Here is a 17500-nt window from a genome sequence, read left to right on the forward strand (position 1 = left end):
GGCGGAAAGCAAGCGCAGACTTCAGTCACAGGCTCATTTGGAATCAAATGTGCTGTCTTCCGTGACCTTCTCCATGATTTCGCTCACCTCGTAGTAGGTTTTGCCGAACACGCTGGCTGATGCGCTGTAATTGTAGCTGATCTTCAGTTTGAAACGCTCAGGCCGCTCCATTTTGAACTGCGTCGGCAGCCCCAGCAGCTCCAGCTCCTTGGTCAAATCCCTCTTGATCAGCTCCTCGTTGTCGTACTTCTTAATTTTGTTAGCCTGCTCCTGAAGCACGTAGCCGGTCTTCTTCTTCTGAAGCGTGATCATGCCAATCTGCCATGACGGCACCCCGATGACGGCCAGAATCAGAACTATCACGATATTGCGAACCATGTCTGCATCCTCCTGCGGTTGAAACTGCTTAAAACAGTACTCTGCCTTTTTCCATTATAGTGTCGCCTGATATCTTTGCAAAAGAAAAACCGGCCTGCGCCACGGCGGGCCGGTTCGGGTTCACGCTTGACAACGCCGCGCCAGGGCTGTAGATGAGAGCAGGGGCAGCAGAATCAGGTATATCAACCGCCGTGTGCTGGAGTACCGCCGCCATGCTGAACATAGCTGACAAACTGAAGCCGGGCGTGAGCCGTTCCATTCATTTTTTTGCCGCGCCGCTGATCTGGACAGCGGTCGGCATCCTGCTGATGGAGCGCGGGCTGGGCTGGATGGGGCTGCATCTGACCTTGCGTCTGCTGCTCATCGCCCTGCTGATCGGCACGGCCAAATCCCTGACCGTGCTGGACAAGACCGCCAAGAAGACCCTGAGCCGGATCACTGGCTTCAGCGACAACACCTGCCTTGGCGCAGTTTATCCGTGGAAAACTTGGCTCCTCGTCCTTTTCATGATGGCCTGCGGCATCCTTCTGCGCCTCCTGTTCCAGCCCGGCCCGCTCCTCGGCGCGGTCTATTTCGCCATCGGCTGGGCCTTGCTGCTTTCCAGCCGCCACGGCTGGGCGCAGTGGCTGCGCTGGCTGCGCCGCCGCTGATTTTTCCGCATCACAACGCAGTTTGCACTTGCAGGGTGTATTTCCCTGTGCTGCCTCCGCAAACCTCGATGGTGTAGGCGTTGGCCGCAAGCGAGGACAGGGAAAGAGCGGCCCGGTCGGCGGTGTTGCCGGAACTGCTGGTGATCAATGTGTTGGCGGCGTTGTAGAGCTTGACTGAAGGCCAAGTGCCGCTGCCTGTGGCGGTCACTTGCAGATGCAATCCGCTCTGCGTCAGCTGGATGGGATATTCATTGCAGACTCCAGTCTTGAGGAATTTTGCCTGCGTCTTTACATTCGACTTTTCACCGAATTGCAGCGAGAAGTAAGCCGGAGAATCGCTGCCGGGCGAGCATGGCTCGCAGATGACAATCGCAGGCTCGCCCTCTGCCTGCTCCTCTTTGACACAGACAGGTGTGACTGTCGGAAAATAACAGCTGCTGCTGTATGTATCACGTATTCTGCCAAGCAGGCCCCGGCTGGACATTGATCCCCATGCCTTGACTGTGTTGGTCAGCTTTCCGGTCAAATCTTTTTCAGCCAGCATCTGTGCCAAAATGGCATCATAAAAATCAGACCAACGGCTTTTGAACCCGCCAGCCGGAGAAAAATAATACATTCCCTTGTAGACATACTTCAGGGCCTGTTTTTTGAGCACTTGACTGAGATCATAAAGATATCCTCCATATATTTCTCCAGTGTAATGTTCTTCAGGCAGATGATGAACTATAATTTTATAGCCGTTTTCATCTATATAGTACGCTCCATACGTCGGAGTGTTGACATCTGCCGGATACATCCTGTCATTGTCAAGGTTCCGCAGATAGCCTTCATCGGTGTACGCAAAGGCCACATCGCCAATTTTTGGATCTTTGGTGTACAGATAGGCGAACCAGTCGGCATTGCCTTCGCCCATCGCCCGGCCATATCCGTTCACCGGATCGCCGAACTGCCTGCCGAAATAGCTCCATTCCATCAAAGCATGGGTAAATTCGTGCATGACCACGTCATCGTCAAGAGCCAAATCTTCTGAGCCGTAACCGCAGGATTCTTCATTGCCGAAAACAAATCCAGGAGGATAATTTTCCTGCAATTCTGGAGCGTAATATGCATTGCACATGCCTGCGGCATTAACTCCGGCAGGAATGGAAAGAGTATGAAAATAGTCTATCTTTTTAGGGCCATATTTATTGACCACATTTGCCTTCCACCATCTCCACGATTTATCCATCCGGTAATAGAGACCAACCGCGTCAAACCAAGGTTTTTCTCTTCCGTAAGGGTTGTAGAGAAATTTTAAATTCGGCGCGTAAGGATCATCTCCGTCGCCGTCTGACTCAACATCATAAACATCAGCATGAAGCCCCCAGAGACACCCAGTGAGGTAATATTCCCGTTCGGTGAACAGGCTCCTCAACGGCACCTTGGTCAGCTTGTTGCGCAGCCAATCTTTGTTGTTTTTATAAACCCTGCCGACACCATTGCGCAGTGATATGATTTCATTGGCCTTGTAAAGTGTTTTTCCGTTTTCCGCGTCTAAATAATAAACCCAGAAACCGAGAGGCTCCCACGTGGACACCTTCACCTTCCACGTGAAATACTGCCTGTCTTTGAAGGTTTCAATGACTTCCTCTGTTTTAGCTTTGCCGAGCCGGGTGCTGCCGCTGAGACTGGCCCGGAGGTCGCTCATGACTGTGCTGACTGCTTCCTCCTCGGCGACAGCGCGGCTGTTTATCGGCGCAACATTGACCGCATAGCTGTTCTGGGCCATAGTCACTTGGCCTTTTTTATTGGAATGCACCAGCACCAGCGCGCCGCTGACAGGAACGCCGTCATAGGTCTGCTGAAAGCGCACATGATTTTTGTCCGGGGTTTCATCCACCCGCAAAGTTTTCATGTCGGCCAAGTCGCCGCGCAAACCCAGCACTGCTTGGCTGTCGCGGAGGAAGCTCTTGGCCGCTGTTTCTGGATTGCTGCCGTAGCTTTTGGAACGTCCGCTGTGCAGCAGCCGCACCTGACCACTGCGCTGGTCAACGCTCGCTTTCCAGCTTGCGCCCTGCTCGGCATTGAATGCGGCCAGCCTGCTGACAGCGGCGGCGGCCTTGGCCGCGTTCCTCTGACGCAGCCCAGACGGCTCATTTTTTGCTGGCTCCGCATAGCTTTCAATAAAATCAACCCCTTCATTCTCCTGTGCCGAGGCGGCTCCGAGGAGACAGGCAACAAGCAGCGGGGACAGCAGGGCTGTAGTTCTTTTCATTTCGCACCTCTTCTGTTTGCTCTTTTTCATATCCCGGCAGATGCAGGGGCTGCCGGAGCTGACTCAGCTTTATCTCGTTCCAGTCAAAATGTCAAGATGATCTTGCGGTATATTTTTTCTTTTAGTGTTGACAGGTCATATCAGATGATCCATGCGCTGAATAATTCATCCGCCAGCGGCGCAGTGTTTCTCAGCAGCAGCTCTTTGCCGTTCTGATCAATCCGCACATTGCCGGGCAGGGGAACGCCGTTAGTTTTCCGGCTGTAGCGGACGATCAGTCCGGCGGCAAGGACGGCGGCCTCCTCGCTGCCGACGGCGGCAGCGGCCCGGCGCAGCAGGCCCAGCGGCCCGAAATGCTCCGGCATCTGCACGAGCCAGTCTTCCGGCCCGCGCAGTTTTTCCAGCCGCTCGTTCTCCTGTTCGTTGCGGCCCAGCACGAGCCAGTGGCCGCCCGGCAGACGGAACTGCCGCCCCAGCAGGAGGAGGCGGATGTCCTCCGCACAGATCTCCTCGCTTTTGGCGGCGAAGAGTCCGTCATAAAAACGCTCAATCCGGGCCGAAAGAATGGGGTCAGTGAGCACGCAGCCGCCTGCCGGGGCCGGAAAATCGCTGATGCCCAGCTCTTTGGCCAGCGCGAGCTGCCCTTTGCGTCCGCGTCCGGCCAAGCCGTGCAGCCGCTCGCGGTCAATCAGGCCCTGCCGCTCCGGCAAAGTCGGCGGCAGCAGCTTGGCTGAGAGCGGCCGGAGGAGAATGTCTTGGCAGCCCGCCTTTTTTTCGATCAGATTGAGGGTGTCCATCTGCTGCGACATGGGCCGCTGGCCGCGCACCTCGCCGGTGAAAAGAAAAGCCGCGCCGCGCTCGGCCATCAGCTCGCGGGCACGGCGCAGCATCAGAATTTTGCAGTCAATGCAGGGGTTGAAATTCTTGCCGAAGCCGTGCGCAGGGCGGCGCAGCAGCTCGATGTAGCCTGCGCTCAGGTCGATCAGCTCGGCCTCGATACCGTATTTTTCCTGCATCCGCCGCCGGAACTCTTCCGGCTCCGCCAGCAGCTCATGGCCGAAGAAAGGGGTGACGAATTTCAGGGCCTGCACCCTGATGCCCTGCGCGGCCACGGTCCGGCAGGCGAGAATGGAGTCCAGCCCGCCGGAAAAAAGGCCAAGCGCGGTGACATGCTTCATGGATTCTTGGAAAGGCAATTATTCGATTGTCAGCGGCTGCTCCGCTCATTAAGATGGTTGCAGGCATACTATGCGCTTTTTCCTCGCGCTTCAAGCACCACAGGCGGCCCGCTCATGGACTTCATCCAGCTTCTCGGCTATCTCGCGGCCTTCCTCATGTTCTCGACCTTCTACATGAAGAACATGATTCCGCTGCGGATTGTCGGCATCGCCAGCAACATCACCTTCATCGCCTACACCTTCAACGCCCAGGTCTGGCCGATTTTCGTCCTGCACACCGCGCTGCTGCCGATGAACTGCCTGCGGCTGGCGCAGATGCTCAAGCTGATCAAGCAGGTGCGCTTAGCCTCGGAAGGCGACATGTCCTTTGAGTTCATGATCCCGCACATGACCAAGGAAAATTTCCAAGAAGGGGACGTGGTCTTCCGCAAAGGCGACCGGGCGGAGAAGATTTATCTGCTTCAATCCGGGCATCTGCGGGTTGACGAATGGGATGCGGCGATCAAGCCGGGCGAGCTGTTCGGCGAGATGGGAGTTTTCGCCAGCGATCAGCTGCGCAGCGCCACCCTGCGCTGCAAAACTGACGTGGAGCTGCTCTCAATGACCGACAAACAGATCCGGCAGCTCTATTATCAGAACCCGGATTTCGGCTTCTATCTCATTCAGCTGCTGCTCAAGCGCTTTTCTCAGAACGAGGTGCACGGGCTGAACGCTGCGGCGGAGCCTGCCTGCGCCGCCTCTGACGGCGGAAACGGCAGCCCGCGCCGCTGAAGAGCAGGCCGCAGGCCAGAAGAAACCACTTTGCCAGCGGCACGTCAACGCGGAGCAGGGCAATGCCTGCCAGCAGCAGGCCGCTGCCGATCAGCAGCCAGTCGGTGATCACTGCGGCAGCATGGCTGGCGATTTGCCAACACTGACGCAGCCGCCCGCTCAGGCGAGGTTTGTTGCAATGGCTCATGCCGCAATGATGACAGATGACGGGCGAAACAGCGGTTCTGCGAGTGCTGCTGACCGCTCAGTTTCCTCAGCCTGCTGCCGAAACGCGCCTCCAAATCGGACTGGCTTTGCATCAGCAGCCGCCTGTGTCATGCAGCCTGCCAAAACGGCGACATCGCCCTCAGCCCCGCAATAATCTCCGGCATCTTGGCCAGCACGAAGTCCACTTCCTCCTCAGTATTGTAAATAGAGAGACTGAAGCGGATTGAGCCATGCGCGGCAGTGAAGGGCACGCCCATGGCCCGGAGCACATGCGACGGCTCTAGCGAACCAGAGGTGCAGGCCGAGCCGGACGAGGCGCAGATATTGTGCCGGTTCATGTGGAGGAGGATGGCCTCGCCCTCCACGTACTCAAAGCTGATGTTGCTGGTGTTGGGCAGGCGCAGCTCGGCGTGGCCGTTGAGGATGGCTTTGGGCACGGCGGCGAGCAGGCCCTGCTCCAGCTTGTCCCGCAGAGCGCGCACCCGCGTGTTCTCCTCAGCCATCATCTTGCCTGCCAGCTCACAGGCTTTGCCAAGACCAACAATGGAGGCCACGTTCTCGGTGCCGCCACGCCGTCCTTTCTCCTGATGCCCGCCGTGCAGGAAGGTGACGAAGGGAGTCTTCTTGCGGACATAGAGCACGCCAACCCCCTTGGGTGCGTGCAGCTTATGGCCGGAGAGCGAGAGGAAATCTATCTGGTTTTGCTTCATGTTGATCGGCACCTTGCCCACGGCCTGCACTGCGTCGCTGTGAAAGAGAATGCCGCGTTCCTTGGCCAGCGCAGCCATCTCCTCCACTGGGAAGAGCACACCAGTCTCGTTGTTCGCCCACATCGCCGAGACCACGGCGGTGTCATCGGCCAAAGCCTCGCGGTAATCGTCGAGACTGAGGGTGCCGTCCGCGCCCACGCCGAGCTTCGTGATGCGGTGCGTGTGGCCGGTGAGCTTGTCCAAATTCTCGCAGAGATTTTTCACCGCCGGATGCTCGACCTTTGTGGTGACCACGTGCCGCTTCTCCGGGAAAGTCTGCAAGGCCGAGAGGATGGCCGTGGAGTCGCTCTCCGTGCCGCAGCTCGTGAAGATGATCTCGCTTGGCTCTGCGCCGAGCAGCTCTGCCACTTGCGCGCGGGCTGTCTCCACTGCCCGTCCGACCTGACCGCCAAAGGTGTGCATGGAGGAAGGATTGCCGTAATACTCTGTCAGATAAGGCTGCATCGCCTCCAGCACTTCCGGGGCAATCCGGGTGGTGGCGTTGTTGTCCATGTAAACTACCTTGCCCTTGCAGTCCATTATCGTGCCTCCTCGACAATCAGGGTTTCAGCCACTTGCTCACGCAGCTTCTTCTCCACATATTCCTTGAGCGTGGTCAGCGAGGACTGACAGCGCGAGCAGGCCCCGCGCAGGGAGACGGTGACAATGTCGCCGTCCACATCAATCAGCTCGATGCCGCCGCCGTCCTTCTTCAAGGTCGGCAGTATCTCCCGTTCAATCACGTCTTCAATCTTCTTGATCTTCTGGAGCGTGGTCAGCCGCTGCTCCTTGGGCTGGGCTGATTTTGCCGTCGCCAGCTCCTGCACAGTCTGCTGAAGAAGTTCCCGCAGCTTGTCCTCGCAGCGTCCGCAGCCGCCGCCTGCTTTGGTGAAGTTGGTGATGTCCTCCACTGAGCGCAGGCTGGATTCACGGATGGCGCGGATGATTTCCAAATCCGTCACGCCAAAGCACTCGCAGACCACGTTGCCCTGCGCCATCGGCAGGATCACGCCGCGATAGTCGGCAATCGCCGCCTCCAGTGCCTCGCGGCCCATGACCGAGCAGTGCATCTTCTCTTTCGGCAGGCCGCCGAGCGCGTCAGCAATCTGCTGATTGGTCAGCTTGGCCGCTTCGTCAATGTGCATCCCCTTGATGATCTCAGTCAGCACAGAAGAAGAGGCGATGGCCGAAGCGCAGCCGAAGGTCTTGAATTTCGCGTCGGTAATGATGCCCTTGTCATCCACCTGAATAGTCAGCTTGAGCGCGTCGCCGCAGGCCAGCGAGCCGACCTCGCCGGTGCCGCTGGGCTTGTCTAACTCACCGACATTCTTTGGGCTGATGAAATGCTCCTGCACCTTGTCCGTATAATCCCACATGATTGCTGTCCGTATTCGTCTCTGTTTCGTTCCGCACGCCTGCGAGGGGCGCGATATGAACCCGCGTTATGCAAAAAGAACGACCGTAGTTTTCAAAAAAGAACGAGCGTAGTTTAGTCCATTGTACGGCAATACTTTTACCTGAACTACGGTAGTACTTTTACCTCAACTACGGCAGTACTTTTACCTGAAGTGCGAGCGCAGTTTGATCCGCTGCACGCTCGCGTTGCGCAGTCCGCCTTCTGTGGCAAGAGTACCCCAAAACAGCGGCGCCTGCACGGGTTAAGGTTGACAGCCGGGCAATTTTTTAGCATAGTCCTTACTGAGGAGTAAAAACCGTCCGGCAGCTCGCCGGACGAACGAATTCTACTTGCAAATCGCGGCTTCAGGGAGACTGAGAATATGGGACAGGCGCATGACGAGAAATTGATCCTTTGGTTTGATGAAATCGGCATTGAGGACGTGCCGCTGGTCGGCGGCAAAAACGCCTCGCTTGGCGAGATGTATCAGCATCTTACCGGCAAGGGCGTGGCTGTCCCGCATGGTTTCGCCATCACCGCTTACGCCTACCGCTACCTGCTGAAAGAGGCGGGCATTGAGGCGGAAATCCGCCAGGTGCTCTCCGACTTGGACACCGAGGACATGGCCAACTTGGCCGAGCGCGGGGCCAAGTGCCGCGACATCATCCGCAACGCTCCCTTCCCGCCCCTGCTGCGCGACGAGATCATCGCCGCCTACAAGAAGATGGAGGAAGAATACGGCCCGAACGTGGATGTGGCCGTGCGCTCCTCCGCCACGGCGGAAGACCTGCCTGATGCCTCGTTCGCGGGTCAGCAGGAGACGTATCTGAACATCCACGGCTACGAGAACATCATTCAGAACTGCCGCAAGTGCTTCGCCTCGCTCTTCACCAACCGGGCGATTTCCTATCGGCAGCATCAGGGCTTCGGTCAGTTTGATGTCTATCTCTCCATCACCGTGCAGAAGATGGTGCGCTCTGACTCCGCTTGCTCCGGTGTGCTGTTCTCGATTGACACTGAGTCCGGCTTCAAGGACGCGGTCTTCATCACCGGCGCGTGGGGTCTTGGCGAGAACGTCGTGCAGGGCGCAGTCAACCCGGACGAGTATTATGTCTTCAAGCCGACCCTGAAGCAGGGCAAGCGGCCTATCGTCGGGAAGAAAGTCGGGTCGAAAGCGATCAAGATGATCTACGACAACGACCCTTCTACGCCAGAGCCGGTGCGCAACATTGACACCACCCCAGCCGAGCGCAATGCGTATGTCATTAACGATGATGAAATCCTTCAGCTCGCCAGCTGGGCCTGCATCATCGAGGATCATTACAAGAAGGGCATGGACATTGAGTGGGCCAAGGACGGCGACGGTGTGAAGGTCGGCACTGGCAAGCTCTTCATCGTTCAGGCGCGCCCTGAGACCGTGCATTCGCAGGCCAACAAAGGCGTGATGGAGACCTACAAGCTGCTGGAGAAAGGCAACGTCATTGCCAAGGGCTTGGCTGTCGGCAGCAAGATTGGTCAGGGCATTGCCCATTGCATTGCGGATGCCAAAGACATCGGCACCTTCCGCAAAGGTGAAGTGCTGGTCACGGACATGACCGATCCTGACTGGGAGCCGATCATGAAGATTGCTTCGGCGATCATCACCAACCGGGGCGGTCGTACTTGTCATGCCGCGATTATCTCCCGCGAGCTGGGCATTCCCTGCGTCATCGGCACTGGCGACGGCTCCGAGCGGATCAAGACCGGCCAGGCAATCACCGCCTCTTGCGCTGAAGGCGAGACCGGCAATGTCTATGAAGGCCTGCTCAAGTTTGAAGTGCAGAAGACCGATCTTGGCAGCCTGCCCGCAACCAAGACCAAGATCATGATGAACTTGGCTATCCCGGAGAAAGCCTTCACCGAGTGCCAGATTCCCAATGACGGCGTTGGCTTGGCCCGCGAGGAGTTCATCATCAACTCGCACATCGGCCTGCATCCCTTGGCGTTGTACAACTACGAGGAGCTGAAGAAGTCCAGCGACCCGGAGAAGCAGGAAATTGTCCGCCAGATTGATGCCAAGACTGGTGCTTATACTGATAAGCGGCAGTTCTTCATCGACAAGGTGGCTGAGGGCGTGGGCCGCATCGCGGCTGGCTTCTATCCTAAAGACGTGATCGTCCGCCTCTCCGACTTCAAGAGCAACGAGTACGCCAACTTGGTCGGCGGGCATCTCTATGAGCCGAACGAAGAGAACCCGATGATCGGCTGGCGCGGCGCGTCCCGCTACTACGATCCGAAGTACCGCCCGGCCTTTGAGCTGGAGTGCCAAGGTCTGCTCAAGGCGCGCAATGACATGGGCCTGACCAATATCAAGCTGATGGTGCCCTTCTGCCGCACGCCGGAGGAAGGCAAGAAGGTCATTCAGGTGATGCGCGAGTGCGGCTTGGTGCAGGGAGAAAACGGCCTTGAACTGTACGTGATGTGCGAAATTCCGAGCAATGTCATCTGCGCTGATGCCTTTGCTGACATCTTCGACGGCTTCTCCATCGGCTCTAATGACCTGACTCAGCTGACGTATGGCCTTGACCGTGATTCTGGTATTCTTACTGGCATTGCTGACGAGCGGCATGAGGCGGTGAAGGAGATGATCCGCATGGTGATCAAGACTGCCAAACGGCGCGGGCGCAAGATCGGTATCTGCGGCCAAGGGCCGTCAGACTTCCCGGACTTCGCCACCTTCCTTGTCGAGCTGGGCATTGACTCCATGTCGCTGATCCCGGACACTGCCATCAAGACCCGGATGGCTGTGCATGAGAAGGAGAAGGAGCTGGGGATTGCGCCGAAGTAAGGGGTGGTTGTAGCGAAGGGATGAGAAAGGGCGGGCCGCTATTGCAGGTTCCGCCCTTTTTTCTAGCGCAGACAGCTGCGGGCAGCTCTTCTGCCGCCTTGCCTTGAATAGGAGAATGCCTTCCACCCTATAAGGGTGGTAATTCCTATTTTTATCTAAATTAAAACGAAAAATGGATTGGATAACAGTAGCAATGGAAGAATACAAAACTCTTCGAGAAGCAAGTTTGTCTTCTATGAAGATGCAGCAATCTATACTTACTTTTGGCACCGCAACGATAGGGATAATTTTATCGGCAGGATTCAATGTTTGGGAGAAAAGATTTTTACCAGAAATTATTTTTATGGCTCTTCTTCCAGCTGTGTCATACCTTATAGTTTTAAGTTATATTGGTGAAACTGGAAGAATGTTTAGGGCTGGAAGATTCATTGCGTTGATAGAAAATAAAATCAATAGTAGATTTTTAGAAAAAGAGAAAGCGTTATCTTGGGAGAGCTGGCTATTAACCACGCAGAACGATGGAAAAACTCCCCACCATAAACTATGGTTTCATCACATATCAATATTCATATTTTTCATTTTAGTATCGTTTATCTCTATGATTATCGGCAATATCAAGTTATATAGCGTTACCCCTTTGACGCTTCTGTTTTTTATCGATATGTTTGAAATTGGAGTGCTGTTAAAAATAATAGAGATATTTATATCTCTGTCAAAATTAAACTTGCAGGCGCGGCCTAATCTACTGTAATTATCCAGAATTCCATATTAACACGCCGCCCTTTACGAAATGGACAGTGACGTTTGGGCCATGCGCAAGGCCCGGTTCCTTCGTGAACGATGCGCTGATGAGCTTGATTTTGAACATTTGGCGGATGAACTTGAGAGCATGGGCGCGCGGGAAAAACGGGGAGCTGCAAAGCAGACTGGAAGTGTTGATCGCGCACGGATGATAAAAATTGTCTGGCCAAATAGTCGCATAGAATTTAATCTGTTAGCTGGAAAAAGCTAAGATATGGAAGCAAACCTTGCGAAATCAATCACTATCAACAGCAGCTATGCTGAACTTCTACCTTCATTCAACGACGATCTCCAGTCAGCAGTTGATGCCGCGCTGCAACGTTACCTGATTGATGAAATTGCTGCCAAGATTGCTGGCCTGAAGAAGAAAGAAAAGCTGTTTTGGCTGGGTACTTGTCAGCCATCTGCTGCGCCTGTCGGAGACGATATCCAAAAAGATCACGATTGCGTCTTAATTCCATATAGATGGCTGACAGGTGCCAAGGCTGTGGCGGATGGTTTAAATCCTGCTTGCTTCAAAGCGTAAATCTGGTTACGCTCTGCTTCAGTGAGTTGTATGTAATTTTTTATCCGTGCTCCTCTTGCTTGGTCGTGCAAATTGAGCTATGAATACCATCACAATTCACTCTTTTTTCAACCCAACAAAAGTTGCACTTACAATTTGAATCCACGATCACAATTCATGAATTTATTCTGCAACTTTTGGATATCATGCTGAAAACAATCTGCCGCCCATTGACCGCTTTCCTGCTTGCCGCCGTCTGTCTTGGCGGCTGCTCCTCCTTGCGGACTGATGCCGCCAAATCGCTGGGCGAGGCGGGCCAGCAGGCTGCGGAGGCCATTGCCGCCACAGTTCTGCTCTCCGATGCCGCCTGTCAGCAGGCCCTGGACGTGGACACCTTAATTTTTCACTACGATTACGGCGGAATGGAGGCCCCGCCCGCTTTGGCGGAGCAGCGCGCCCAGCTGACTGAGGACTATGTGCAGATTCACAATGAGCTGCGGGCGCGGCGGAAAGTCTTCGCTGAACTGGCCGCAGCCTACCAAGTTTTCTTCGACTTGGCGGACAATCAGGCCGCTGTCGAAACAGCGGAGGCTATTGAGAAGTTGAGCGACGCGGTGAGCAAATACGCCGAAGCCACCGGCGGCAGACCGATTTTTTCCGGCTCGACGCAGCGGAATTTAGGCGCGCTCGGCTGGCTGGCAACGGCGGAAATGAAAAAGAAGCGGCTCAAAGAGGCCAGCGGGCTGCTTCGGTCGCGTCTGACCGCCTTTGCCAAAATGCTGCGCAATCCGGCGGTGCAGGAGCAGCTGCTGGGATTTCAGGAGCATCTTGCCGGCATTAAAGGAGAAGGGGTCATGCTGCTCTGGGAGGCGGGCGCTTTTGATCCCAGCCCGCTGCTCGACGAGCTGGGTGCTGATCTCGGCCTGCGCGCCTCGGTGGAGGCGGACACTTTGGCTCAGAAGGATAAAAAATTCAGCAGCGGGCTGGGGGCGGTGGTCGCTTCCCGGCTGCGCCGCAAAATCAACTTGATCAAAGAAGGATACGAGGCCAGTGTCAATGCGGTGGACGAGCTGATCCGCGAGCACAAGAAGCTGGAGCAGGACGGCAGTCTTGATCTCGACCGCCTGCTTCAAATCGCAGAGGAACAGCAGCGCGCTGCCAGACCGTCGGCCCCGGCCAAGGAGGAATTTTCACGATGAACAGCAGAGAAGAAATCCGCCCTGACGGCAGGCTGACCAACGCGGAAGCGCTGGCGGCCCTGCGGGTGGCGGATGAGGCGGCCAGAGCCGCCAAGCGTGATGCCCTGCGGCGGTGTCAGAATCAAGAGCAGGTCTGCAAGGTGCTGTCTGACTGCATTGCGTGCAGCCTTGCCTACACCGGCGCGCTGCGGAAAAGCCTCAAGCAGACCGGGCCGCAGTTTGAGGAAAACGCCCGGCAGCTCCGGGCTGCGGCGCAGGAGGTGGCGGGCAAATCAAAGCGGCTGAAAACAGCGGCTGAGGCGGTGGATCTGCTTGCCGACGCAGTCCGGCTGGCCAGATCGCTGACGCTGGCTTTCGCCTGAGCCGCGTTCTCACCGCAGGCCGTATTTCTCCGCGTAGCCTCGCGGCGTGACCATCTTGCCCTGAAAGGCGAAGGTCGCGCTGTTGCCAATGATCACCGTGCTCTGCATCCCGATCTCCTCGTCCAGCATCTTGGCCAAGGTGGTCAGGCGGACGCTCTCGTGAGGGCGGCCCGCGCCGGTGACTATGCCTGCCGGGGTCTCCGGTGCGCGGTGTTCGAGCATGATCTCCTGCGCCCGGACGATCTGGCTGGAGCGTCTGCCGGATTTAGGATTGTAGATCACCGTGACAAAATCGGCGGCGGCGGCGGCGTGCAGGCGTTTCTCAATCAGCGGCCACGGAGTCATCAGGTCGGAGAGGCTGACTGCGGCGAAGTCGTGCATCAGCGGCGCGCCGAGCACGGCGGCGCAGGCGTTGAGGGCGGCGATGCCGGGGATGATCTCGATCCGGCAGGTGCTGCCAGTTTCCCGCGCCAGCTCATAGACCAGCCCGGCCATCGCGTAAATGCCCGGATCGCCGCCGCAGATCAGGGCGACCCGCTTCCCCTCCTCAGCTAGGGCCAGAGCGCGGCGGCAGCGGTCAATCTCCTGCATCATCGCCGAGGAGAGCACGTTCTGCTCTGGGCGGACAAGGTGCGCGATCAGCTCAAGATAGGTGCGGTAGCCTGCCACCACCTCGGCCTGCTCAATGGCTAAGCTGGCGCGGGGGGTGATCAGGTCTGCCGCGCCAGGGCCGATGCCGACCACGATCAAGCTGCCGTTTCGGGATTTGTCTGTCATCATGAAGGGAATGCAAATTGGGCGATTTCCGCAATCGCCACAGTGACATTGGTATATTTCTTCTTCCGAGCCAGCAGCGGCCCGCCGCCGGAGCTGAGAACTGCCGCAGGCTCGGCCACAGCCTTGGCTCCGGTCGTCTGAAACACCGCTGCTGAGGAGGAGCTGCCTGCCACGCTGTTGAGCTGTCCGGCGGTGTAAAAATCAAGCGGCAGGCCAGCTTGTTCCGCAAAAGCGAGCAGACCCGGCTCGTCCTGCTTCAGGTCAATGGAGGCCAGCCGCGCCACTGACTGCCACGCCAGGCCGTTCTCGGCGCAAGTCAGCCGCAACCCCTCGGCAATTTCCGCTGCCGGAGTGTTGCGGTTGCAGCCGATTCCAGCTGCCAGCGTCTTAGGATGCAGCAGGGCTTGGCGCGGCCAATGCGCGGTGCGGCAGGTGACGCGCAGGTCAGCCTGCTCCGGCTTGTCGGTTAAAATTATGTCCGGCGGCAGCTCCGGCAGCGGATAGTCGCTGCACAAGGTCACGGAGCCGCTGTTCACCAATTTGGCCATGACCTGCGTCAGGCGGTGTTTGTCGGCAGCGGCAAGGCCAAGATCACGCGCCCAGATATCCAAGGCGGTGCGGCCCAGCACATCGGATGCCGTGGTGATCACCGCCTGCCCGCCGAGCAGCGCGGCAAGCTGCCGGGCCAGCGCGTTGCCGCCGCCAAGATGGCCGGAGAGCAGAGAAATGGCGAACTGCCCCCGTTCGTCGCAGACCACCACCGCCGGGTCAGTCGTTTTATCGCGGAGCAGCGGGGCGATGCAGCGCACCACGATCCCTGCCGCCATGATGCAGATCAGGCTGTCATAGTCCTGCCAGGCGCGGGCGAGCGTCTCCTGCACTTTGCCCCGGCTGCGTATTTGCTCGCTGCCGGGCAGCAAGGCGGCAAGGCGTTCAGCCAGCAGGCTGCCTCCCTTGGTCAGAGCGATGACGGCGGTTCGCTTTGGCGGCAAGCTCACGGCATGTCGATTTGCTTCTGGCAGAAAAAGACCTTTCTGAAATTTGTCGCCAAAGGATGCTGAGACAGCTCAGGCGGAAAGAGAACGTGTTTTTTACGCAGTGCTTCCGGAAAAATCTTTTCGTCCACTGCTGTGACTTGAAAACATTTTTCCGCAACAAGCTGCGGAAAATCGGCACCGAACATCCTGACATGATCCCATTGTCCAAAATGCTTTGTCCGCTCCTCAGGGCTGGTGATGGCTGAATTTTCATACGTCTTCAGAAGATGATCTTTCTGAGGCACGGTGAAAATGGCAAATCCTCCCGGAGCAAGGATGCGCCATATTTCGGCAAGAGCTTGCTTGTAATCAACAATATGCTCTAAAACATCGAAGGCGATGACGGTGTCCATGCTGGCAGCTGCTACTTCCGGCATGTTGGACATGTCAATTTTCAGATCGCAGTCTGTCCGGTTGAAATCCGCAGTGAAATAGTGCCGGGCAAAATTTTTCACCTGCGACGTAACTATTCGTTCTGGCGCAAAATGCAGCACGTTTTTATCTTTAATCAGCCGAATAAAAGGAAAATATTCTGAATGCTGCAAAATGCAGAAAAACAGCCTGTGCCTGGTGTTTGAGCCACAGGCAGGACATTTGATATGTTTATGCCAAGCATCGCTGACAAAACGCCTGCCAGACCAGCCACAAAGATTGCATTGCACTTTTTTAGGGTGGGACAGCGCAATTAAATTGAACTCCTGCCGCAGTTTTTTGCGAAACTGACTCATTTTTCCCTCCTGTATTCCGCTCTGCACCCATGACTAAACCCCGCATCATACAGCCTTGATGCCGCAGTCTTCTCATCCGACAACGCCTGCCCGACCACTATCATCGCCGTTTTGCGGATGCCCGCCGCCTGCGCCTTCCCGGCAATATCCGCCAAGGTGCCACGGACTATGCGCTGTTCCGGCCACGAAGCCTTCTCCACAACTGCCGCCGGTGTTTCCGGCGGACAGCCGCCCGCAATCAGCTCGGCGGCCACCTGCTCCATCATGCCTGCGGAGAGAAAAATGCACATTGAGGCCCGAATTGCGGCCAAGCTGCGCAGCGACTCCGCTTCCGGCACGGCTGTGCGCCCGCCGATGCGGGTGAAAATCACCGTCTGCGTAATCTCCGGCACAGTCAGCTCCACCTTGAGCGCGGCAGCAGCGGCAAAGGCCGAGCTGACTCCTGGCACCACCTCATAAGCAATGCCTTCGCGGTCAAGCCGCTGCATTTGCTCGCGGATGGCCCCGTACAAGGCCGGATCGCCGGTGTGCAGACGCACCGCCTTTTTCCCAGCCTGCTGCGCCGCAATCAGCACGATCAGCACCTCATCCAGCGTCATGCCGGCGGAATCATGAATTTCCGCCTGCACACCTGCCAGCAAGGCCGGATTGACCAAGCTGCCGGCATAGACAATCACGTCCGCCTCGTCCAGCAGACGGCGGCCTTTGAGGGTGAGCAGTTCCGGGTCGCCTGGCCCGGCTCCAAGGAAAATCACAGGATAAGTCATGATGCTCTGCTGATCAGTTGTTTTTTCCGCACCAGCATGGTGGAGAAATAGTGCAGCTCGCGGCCCGCCGCAGCGCGGATGTCATAGTGAATGCGCTGCTCATCCATGCTGCCACGCTCGACGATCACCGCTTTGTCGGTCAGGCCCAGCTCGTCGAGCAATGGGAGGAGGCGCGGGAGCTGGCGGAAGATTTTCATCAGCACCACTGCGTCCGACTGCATGAGGATGTCGCGCAGCCGCGCATCGTCAAAGGCCGCAGGCACCACGGTCAGCACGTCGTCGCCCAGACCAAGCGGGCTGACCACCTGCGCCGAGCAGGCGGACATAGCCGTGATGCCCGGCACCACTGTCACAGGCAGATCGGGCCGCAGCTCGCGCAGGGTGTGGAGCAGGTAAAAGCCGGTGGAATAAAGGCCGGGGTCGCCAAGCGTGGGAAATGCCACGTCGTGACCCTGATCAAGCTGGGCAAGAACGGTCTCCGCCGCCTGCCGCCAGCTCTGCGCCGCTTCCTGATCCGGCTCGCAGCCAAGGCGGATTTTCTTCATTGAGAAGCACAGCTCCAGCACCGTCTTGTCTGCGGCGCTGACCATCGCTGCCGCGATCTGCAAGGCACTGCTGCTGTTCTCCCGCGCCTTGGGCGCAGCCCAGACGCTGGTCTGTGTCAGTATCCGCACGGCCTTGCAGGTGATCAATTCCGGGTCGCCGGGGCCGATGCCGACCAAGTAAAGGCGGCCCTGAGCGTTGCTGATGTTCATGCTTTTGTTGCAGACCTCCTGATAAATTCTGTCACGCTGATCTTGCTCCAAGATTGCAGCAGGCAAAGACAAGGACGAACCTTTTTCTCCTGTTGCAGTATTGTTTTCAATTTTTTCGATATACAGCTTTTTTTATTATCAGCTAGTTGATCTGTTGCA

18 protein-coding genes are annotated in these 17500 nt (G+C 57.0%); 8 read left to right on the plus strand and 10 right to left on the minus strand.

Translation table 11 applies throughout. The annotated features are described in order from the left end of the window. Positions 1-33 precede the first annotated feature (33 nt). Positions 34-378 (minus strand): hypothetical protein, encoded by a 345-nt coding sequence (locus ACNKH3_RS09270; protein WP_420209017.1) that lies wholly within the window; start codon positions 376-378, stop codon positions 34-36. 212 nt (positions 379-590) lie between these two features. On the opposite strand from ACNKH3_RS09270, the gene ACNKH3_RS09275 reads away from it, so the two are divergent. Further along, positions 591-1028: a hypothetical protein gene (locus ACNKH3_RS09275; protein WP_420209018.1), complete on the plus strand. Its 438-nt coding sequence runs from the start codon at positions 591-593 to the stop codon at positions 1026-1028. 10 nt (positions 1029-1038) lie between these two features. Here the strand turns inward: ACNKH3_RS09275 and ACNKH3_RS09280 are convergent, their stop codons facing one another. Both ACNKH3_RS09280 and ACNKH3_RS09285 read right to left on the minus strand, forming a co-directional pair. Continuing rightward, positions 1039-3282, minus strand: a complete 2244-nt coding sequence (locus ACNKH3_RS09280) for a M36 family metallopeptidase (RefSeq protein ID WP_420209019.1) — start codon at positions 3280-3282, stop codon at positions 1039-1041. Between the two features lie 140 nt (positions 3283-3422). Then, positions 3423-4460 carry a thiamine biosynthesis protein gene (locus ACNKH3_RS09285; RefSeq protein ID WP_420209020.1) on the minus strand — a complete coding sequence of 346 codons (1038 nt, stop codon included), beginning with the start codon at positions 4458-4460 and terminating at the stop codon, positions 3423-3425. Between the two features lie 114 nt (positions 4461-4574). Between ACNKH3_RS09285 and ACNKH3_RS09290 the strand changes: the two genes are divergently transcribed. Continuing rightward, positions 4575-5231: a Crp/Fnr family transcriptional regulator gene (locus ACNKH3_RS09290; protein ID WP_420209021.1), complete on the plus strand. Its 657-nt coding sequence runs from the start codon at positions 4575-4577 to the stop codon at positions 5229-5231. A gap of 314 nt (positions 5232-5545) precedes the next feature. Here ACNKH3_RS09290 and nifS read toward each other — a convergent pair whose 3' ends face one another. Together nifS and nifU are read right to left on the minus strand one after the other, a co-directional pair. Next, complete coding sequence (gene nifS, locus ACNKH3_RS09295) at positions 5546-6727, minus strand: cysteine desulfurase NifS (RefSeq protein ID WP_420209022.1); 1182 nt, start codon at positions 6725-6727, stop codon at positions 5546-5548. After that, the gene (nifU, locus tag ACNKH3_RS09300; protein ID WP_420209023.1) at positions 6727-7563 is read right to left on the minus strand and encodes a Fe-S cluster assembly protein NifU; all 837 of its coding nucleotides are present in this window, start codon (positions 7561-7563) and stop codon (positions 6727-6729) included. The genes nifS and nifU overlap by 1 nt, the downstream gene beginning before the upstream one ends. A 402-nt stretch (positions 7564-7965) precedes the next feature. Here nifU and ppsA point away from each other — a divergent pair, with 402 nt between their 5' ends. The 6 genes from ppsA to ACNKH3_RS09330 all read left to right on the plus strand — a co-directional run bounded on the left by ppsA (position 7966) and on the right by ACNKH3_RS09330 (position 13277). Beyond that, entirely contained in the window at positions 7966-10410 is a 2445-nt protein-coding gene (gene ppsA / locus ACNKH3_RS09305) for a phosphoenolpyruvate synthase (RefSeq protein WP_420209024.1), read from the plus strand. A 172-nt stretch (positions 10411-10582) separates the two neighbouring features. Continuing rightward, positions 10583-11161 carry a hypothetical protein gene (locus ACNKH3_RS09310; protein WP_420209025.1) on the plus strand — a complete coding sequence of 193 codons (579 nt, stop codon included), beginning with the start codon at positions 10583-10585 and terminating at the stop codon, positions 11159-11161. 39 nt (positions 11162-11200) lie between these two features. Further along, a complete protein-coding gene (locus tag ACNKH3_RS09315; RefSeq protein ID WP_420209026.1) occupies positions 11201-11422 on the plus strand; it encodes a DUF29 family protein in 222 nt (73 codons plus the stop codon). A gap of 3 nt (positions 11423-11425) precedes the next feature. Next, positions 11426-11737, plus strand: a complete 312-nt coding sequence (locus tag ACNKH3_RS09320) for a hypothetical protein (protein ID WP_420209027.1) — start codon at positions 11426-11428, stop codon at positions 11735-11737. 185 nt (positions 11738-11922) lie between these two features. Further along, positions 11923-12915, plus strand: coding sequence for a hypothetical protein (locus tag ACNKH3_RS09325; RefSeq protein WP_420209028.1), 993 nt, complete (start codon positions 11923-11925; stop codon positions 12913-12915). After that, a complete protein-coding gene (locus ACNKH3_RS09330; protein WP_417917013.1) occupies positions 12912-13277 on the plus strand; it encodes a hypothetical protein in 366 nt (121 codons plus the stop codon). The genes ACNKH3_RS09325 and ACNKH3_RS09330 overlap by 4 nt, the downstream gene beginning before the upstream one ends. A 9-nt stretch (positions 13278-13286) precedes the next feature. On the opposite strand, the gene cobJ is transcribed toward ACNKH3_RS09330, so the two are convergent. The 5 genes from cobJ to cobI are packed head-to-tail and all read right to left on the minus strand — an operon-like array spanning position 13287 to position 17341. Continuing rightward, positions 13287-14057, minus strand: a complete 771-nt coding sequence (cobJ, locus tag ACNKH3_RS09335) for a precorrin-3B C(17)-methyltransferase (protein WP_417917014.1) — start codon at positions 14055-14057, stop codon at positions 13287-13289. Beyond that, on the minus strand, positions 14054-15052 hold the full coding sequence (locus tag ACNKH3_RS09340) for a cobalt-precorrin 5A hydrolase (RefSeq protein WP_417917015.1): 999 nt from the start codon (positions 15050-15052) through the stop codon (positions 14054-14056). Before ACNKH3_RS09340 ends, cobJ begins: the two co-directional genes overlap by 4 nt. Next, entirely contained in the window at positions 15049-15819 is a 771-nt protein-coding gene (locus ACNKH3_RS09345) for a class I SAM-dependent methyltransferase (RefSeq protein ID WP_417917016.1), read from the minus strand. The genes ACNKH3_RS09340 and ACNKH3_RS09345 overlap by 4 nt, the downstream gene beginning before the upstream one ends. Beyond that, the gene (cobM, locus tag ACNKH3_RS09350; RefSeq protein WP_417917017.1) at positions 15816-16586 is read right to left on the minus strand and encodes a precorrin-4 C(11)-methyltransferase; all 771 of its coding nucleotides are present in this window, start codon (positions 16584-16586) and stop codon (positions 15816-15818) included. The genes ACNKH3_RS09345 and cobM overlap by 4 nt, the downstream gene beginning before the upstream one ends. Further along, positions 16583-17341 (minus strand): precorrin-2 C(20)-methyltransferase, encoded by a 759-nt coding sequence (cobI, locus tag ACNKH3_RS09355; protein ID WP_417917018.1) that lies wholly within the window; start codon positions 17339-17341, stop codon positions 16583-16585. The genes cobM and cobI overlap by 4 nt, the downstream gene beginning before the upstream one ends. Positions 17342-17500 lie beyond the last annotated feature (159 nt).

This window comes from Candidatus Electronema sp. JC, from assembly GCF_048287365.2.
Taxonomy (GTDB): Bacteria; Desulfobacterota; Desulfobulbia; order Desulfobulbales; family Desulfobulbaceae; genus Electronema.

Coding starts and splice junctions, on each gene's coding strand:
- ACNKH3_RS09325 (WP_420209028.1), top strand. CDS start 11,923: ATGCTGAAAACAATCTGCCGCCCATTGACCGCTTTCCTGCTTGCCGCC.
- ACNKH3_RS09315 (WP_420209026.1), top strand. CDS start 11,201: ATGGACAGTGACGTTTGGGCCATGCGCAAGGCCCGGTTCCTTCGTGAA.
- ACNKH3_RS09275 (WP_420209018.1), top strand. CDS start 591: ATGCTGAACATAGCTGACAAACTGAAGCCGGGCGTGAGCCGTTCCATT.
- ACNKH3_RS09320 (WP_420209027.1), top strand. CDS start 11,426: ATGGAAGCAAACCTTGCGAAATCAATCACTATCAACAGCAGCTATGCT.
- ACNKH3_RS09290 (WP_420209021.1), top strand. CDS start 4,575: ATGGACTTCATCCAGCTTCTCGGCTATCTCGCGGCCTTCCTCATGTTC.
- ACNKH3_RS09310 (WP_420209025.1), top strand. CDS start 10,583: ATGGATTGGATAACAGTAGCAATGGAAGAATACAAAACTCTTCGAGAA.
- nifU (WP_420209023.1), bottom strand. CDS start 7,563: ATGTGGGATTATACGGACAAGGTGCAGGAGCATTTCATCAGCCCAAAG.
- cobM (WP_417917017.1), bottom strand. CDS start 16,586: ATGACTTATCCTGTGATTTTCCTTGGAGCCGGGCCAGGCGACCCGGAA.
- ppsA (WP_420209024.1), top strand. CDS start 7,966: ATGGGACAGGCGCATGACGAGAAATTGATCCTTTGGTTTGATGAAATC.
- ACNKH3_RS09285 (WP_420209020.1), bottom strand. CDS start 4,460: ATGAAGCATGTCACCGCGCTTGGCCTTTTTTCCGGCGGGCTGGACTCC.
- ACNKH3_RS09345 (WP_417917016.1), bottom strand. CDS start 15,819: ATGAGTCAGTTTCGCAAAAAACTGCGGCAGGAGTTCAATTTAATTGCG.
- cobJ (WP_417917014.1), bottom strand. CDS start 14,057: ATGATGACAGACAAATCCCGAAACGGCAGCTTGATCGTGGTCGGCATC.
- cobI (WP_417917018.1), bottom strand. CDS start 17,341: ATGAACATCAGCAACGCTCAGGGCCGCCTTTACTTGGTCGGCATCGGC.
- ACNKH3_RS09330 (WP_417917013.1), top strand. CDS start 12,912: ATGAACAGCAGAGAAGAAATCCGCCCTGACGGCAGGCTGACCAACGCG.
- nifS (WP_420209022.1), bottom strand. CDS start 6,727: ATGGACTGCAAGGGCAAGGTAGTTTACATGGACAACAACGCCACCACC.
- ACNKH3_RS09270 (WP_420209017.1), bottom strand. CDS start 378: ATGGTTCGCAATATCGTGATAGTTCTGATTCTGGCCGTCATCGGGGTG.
- ACNKH3_RS09280 (WP_420209019.1), bottom strand. CDS start 3,282: ATGAAAAGAACTACAGCCCTGCTGTCCCCGCTGCTTGTTGCCTGTCTC.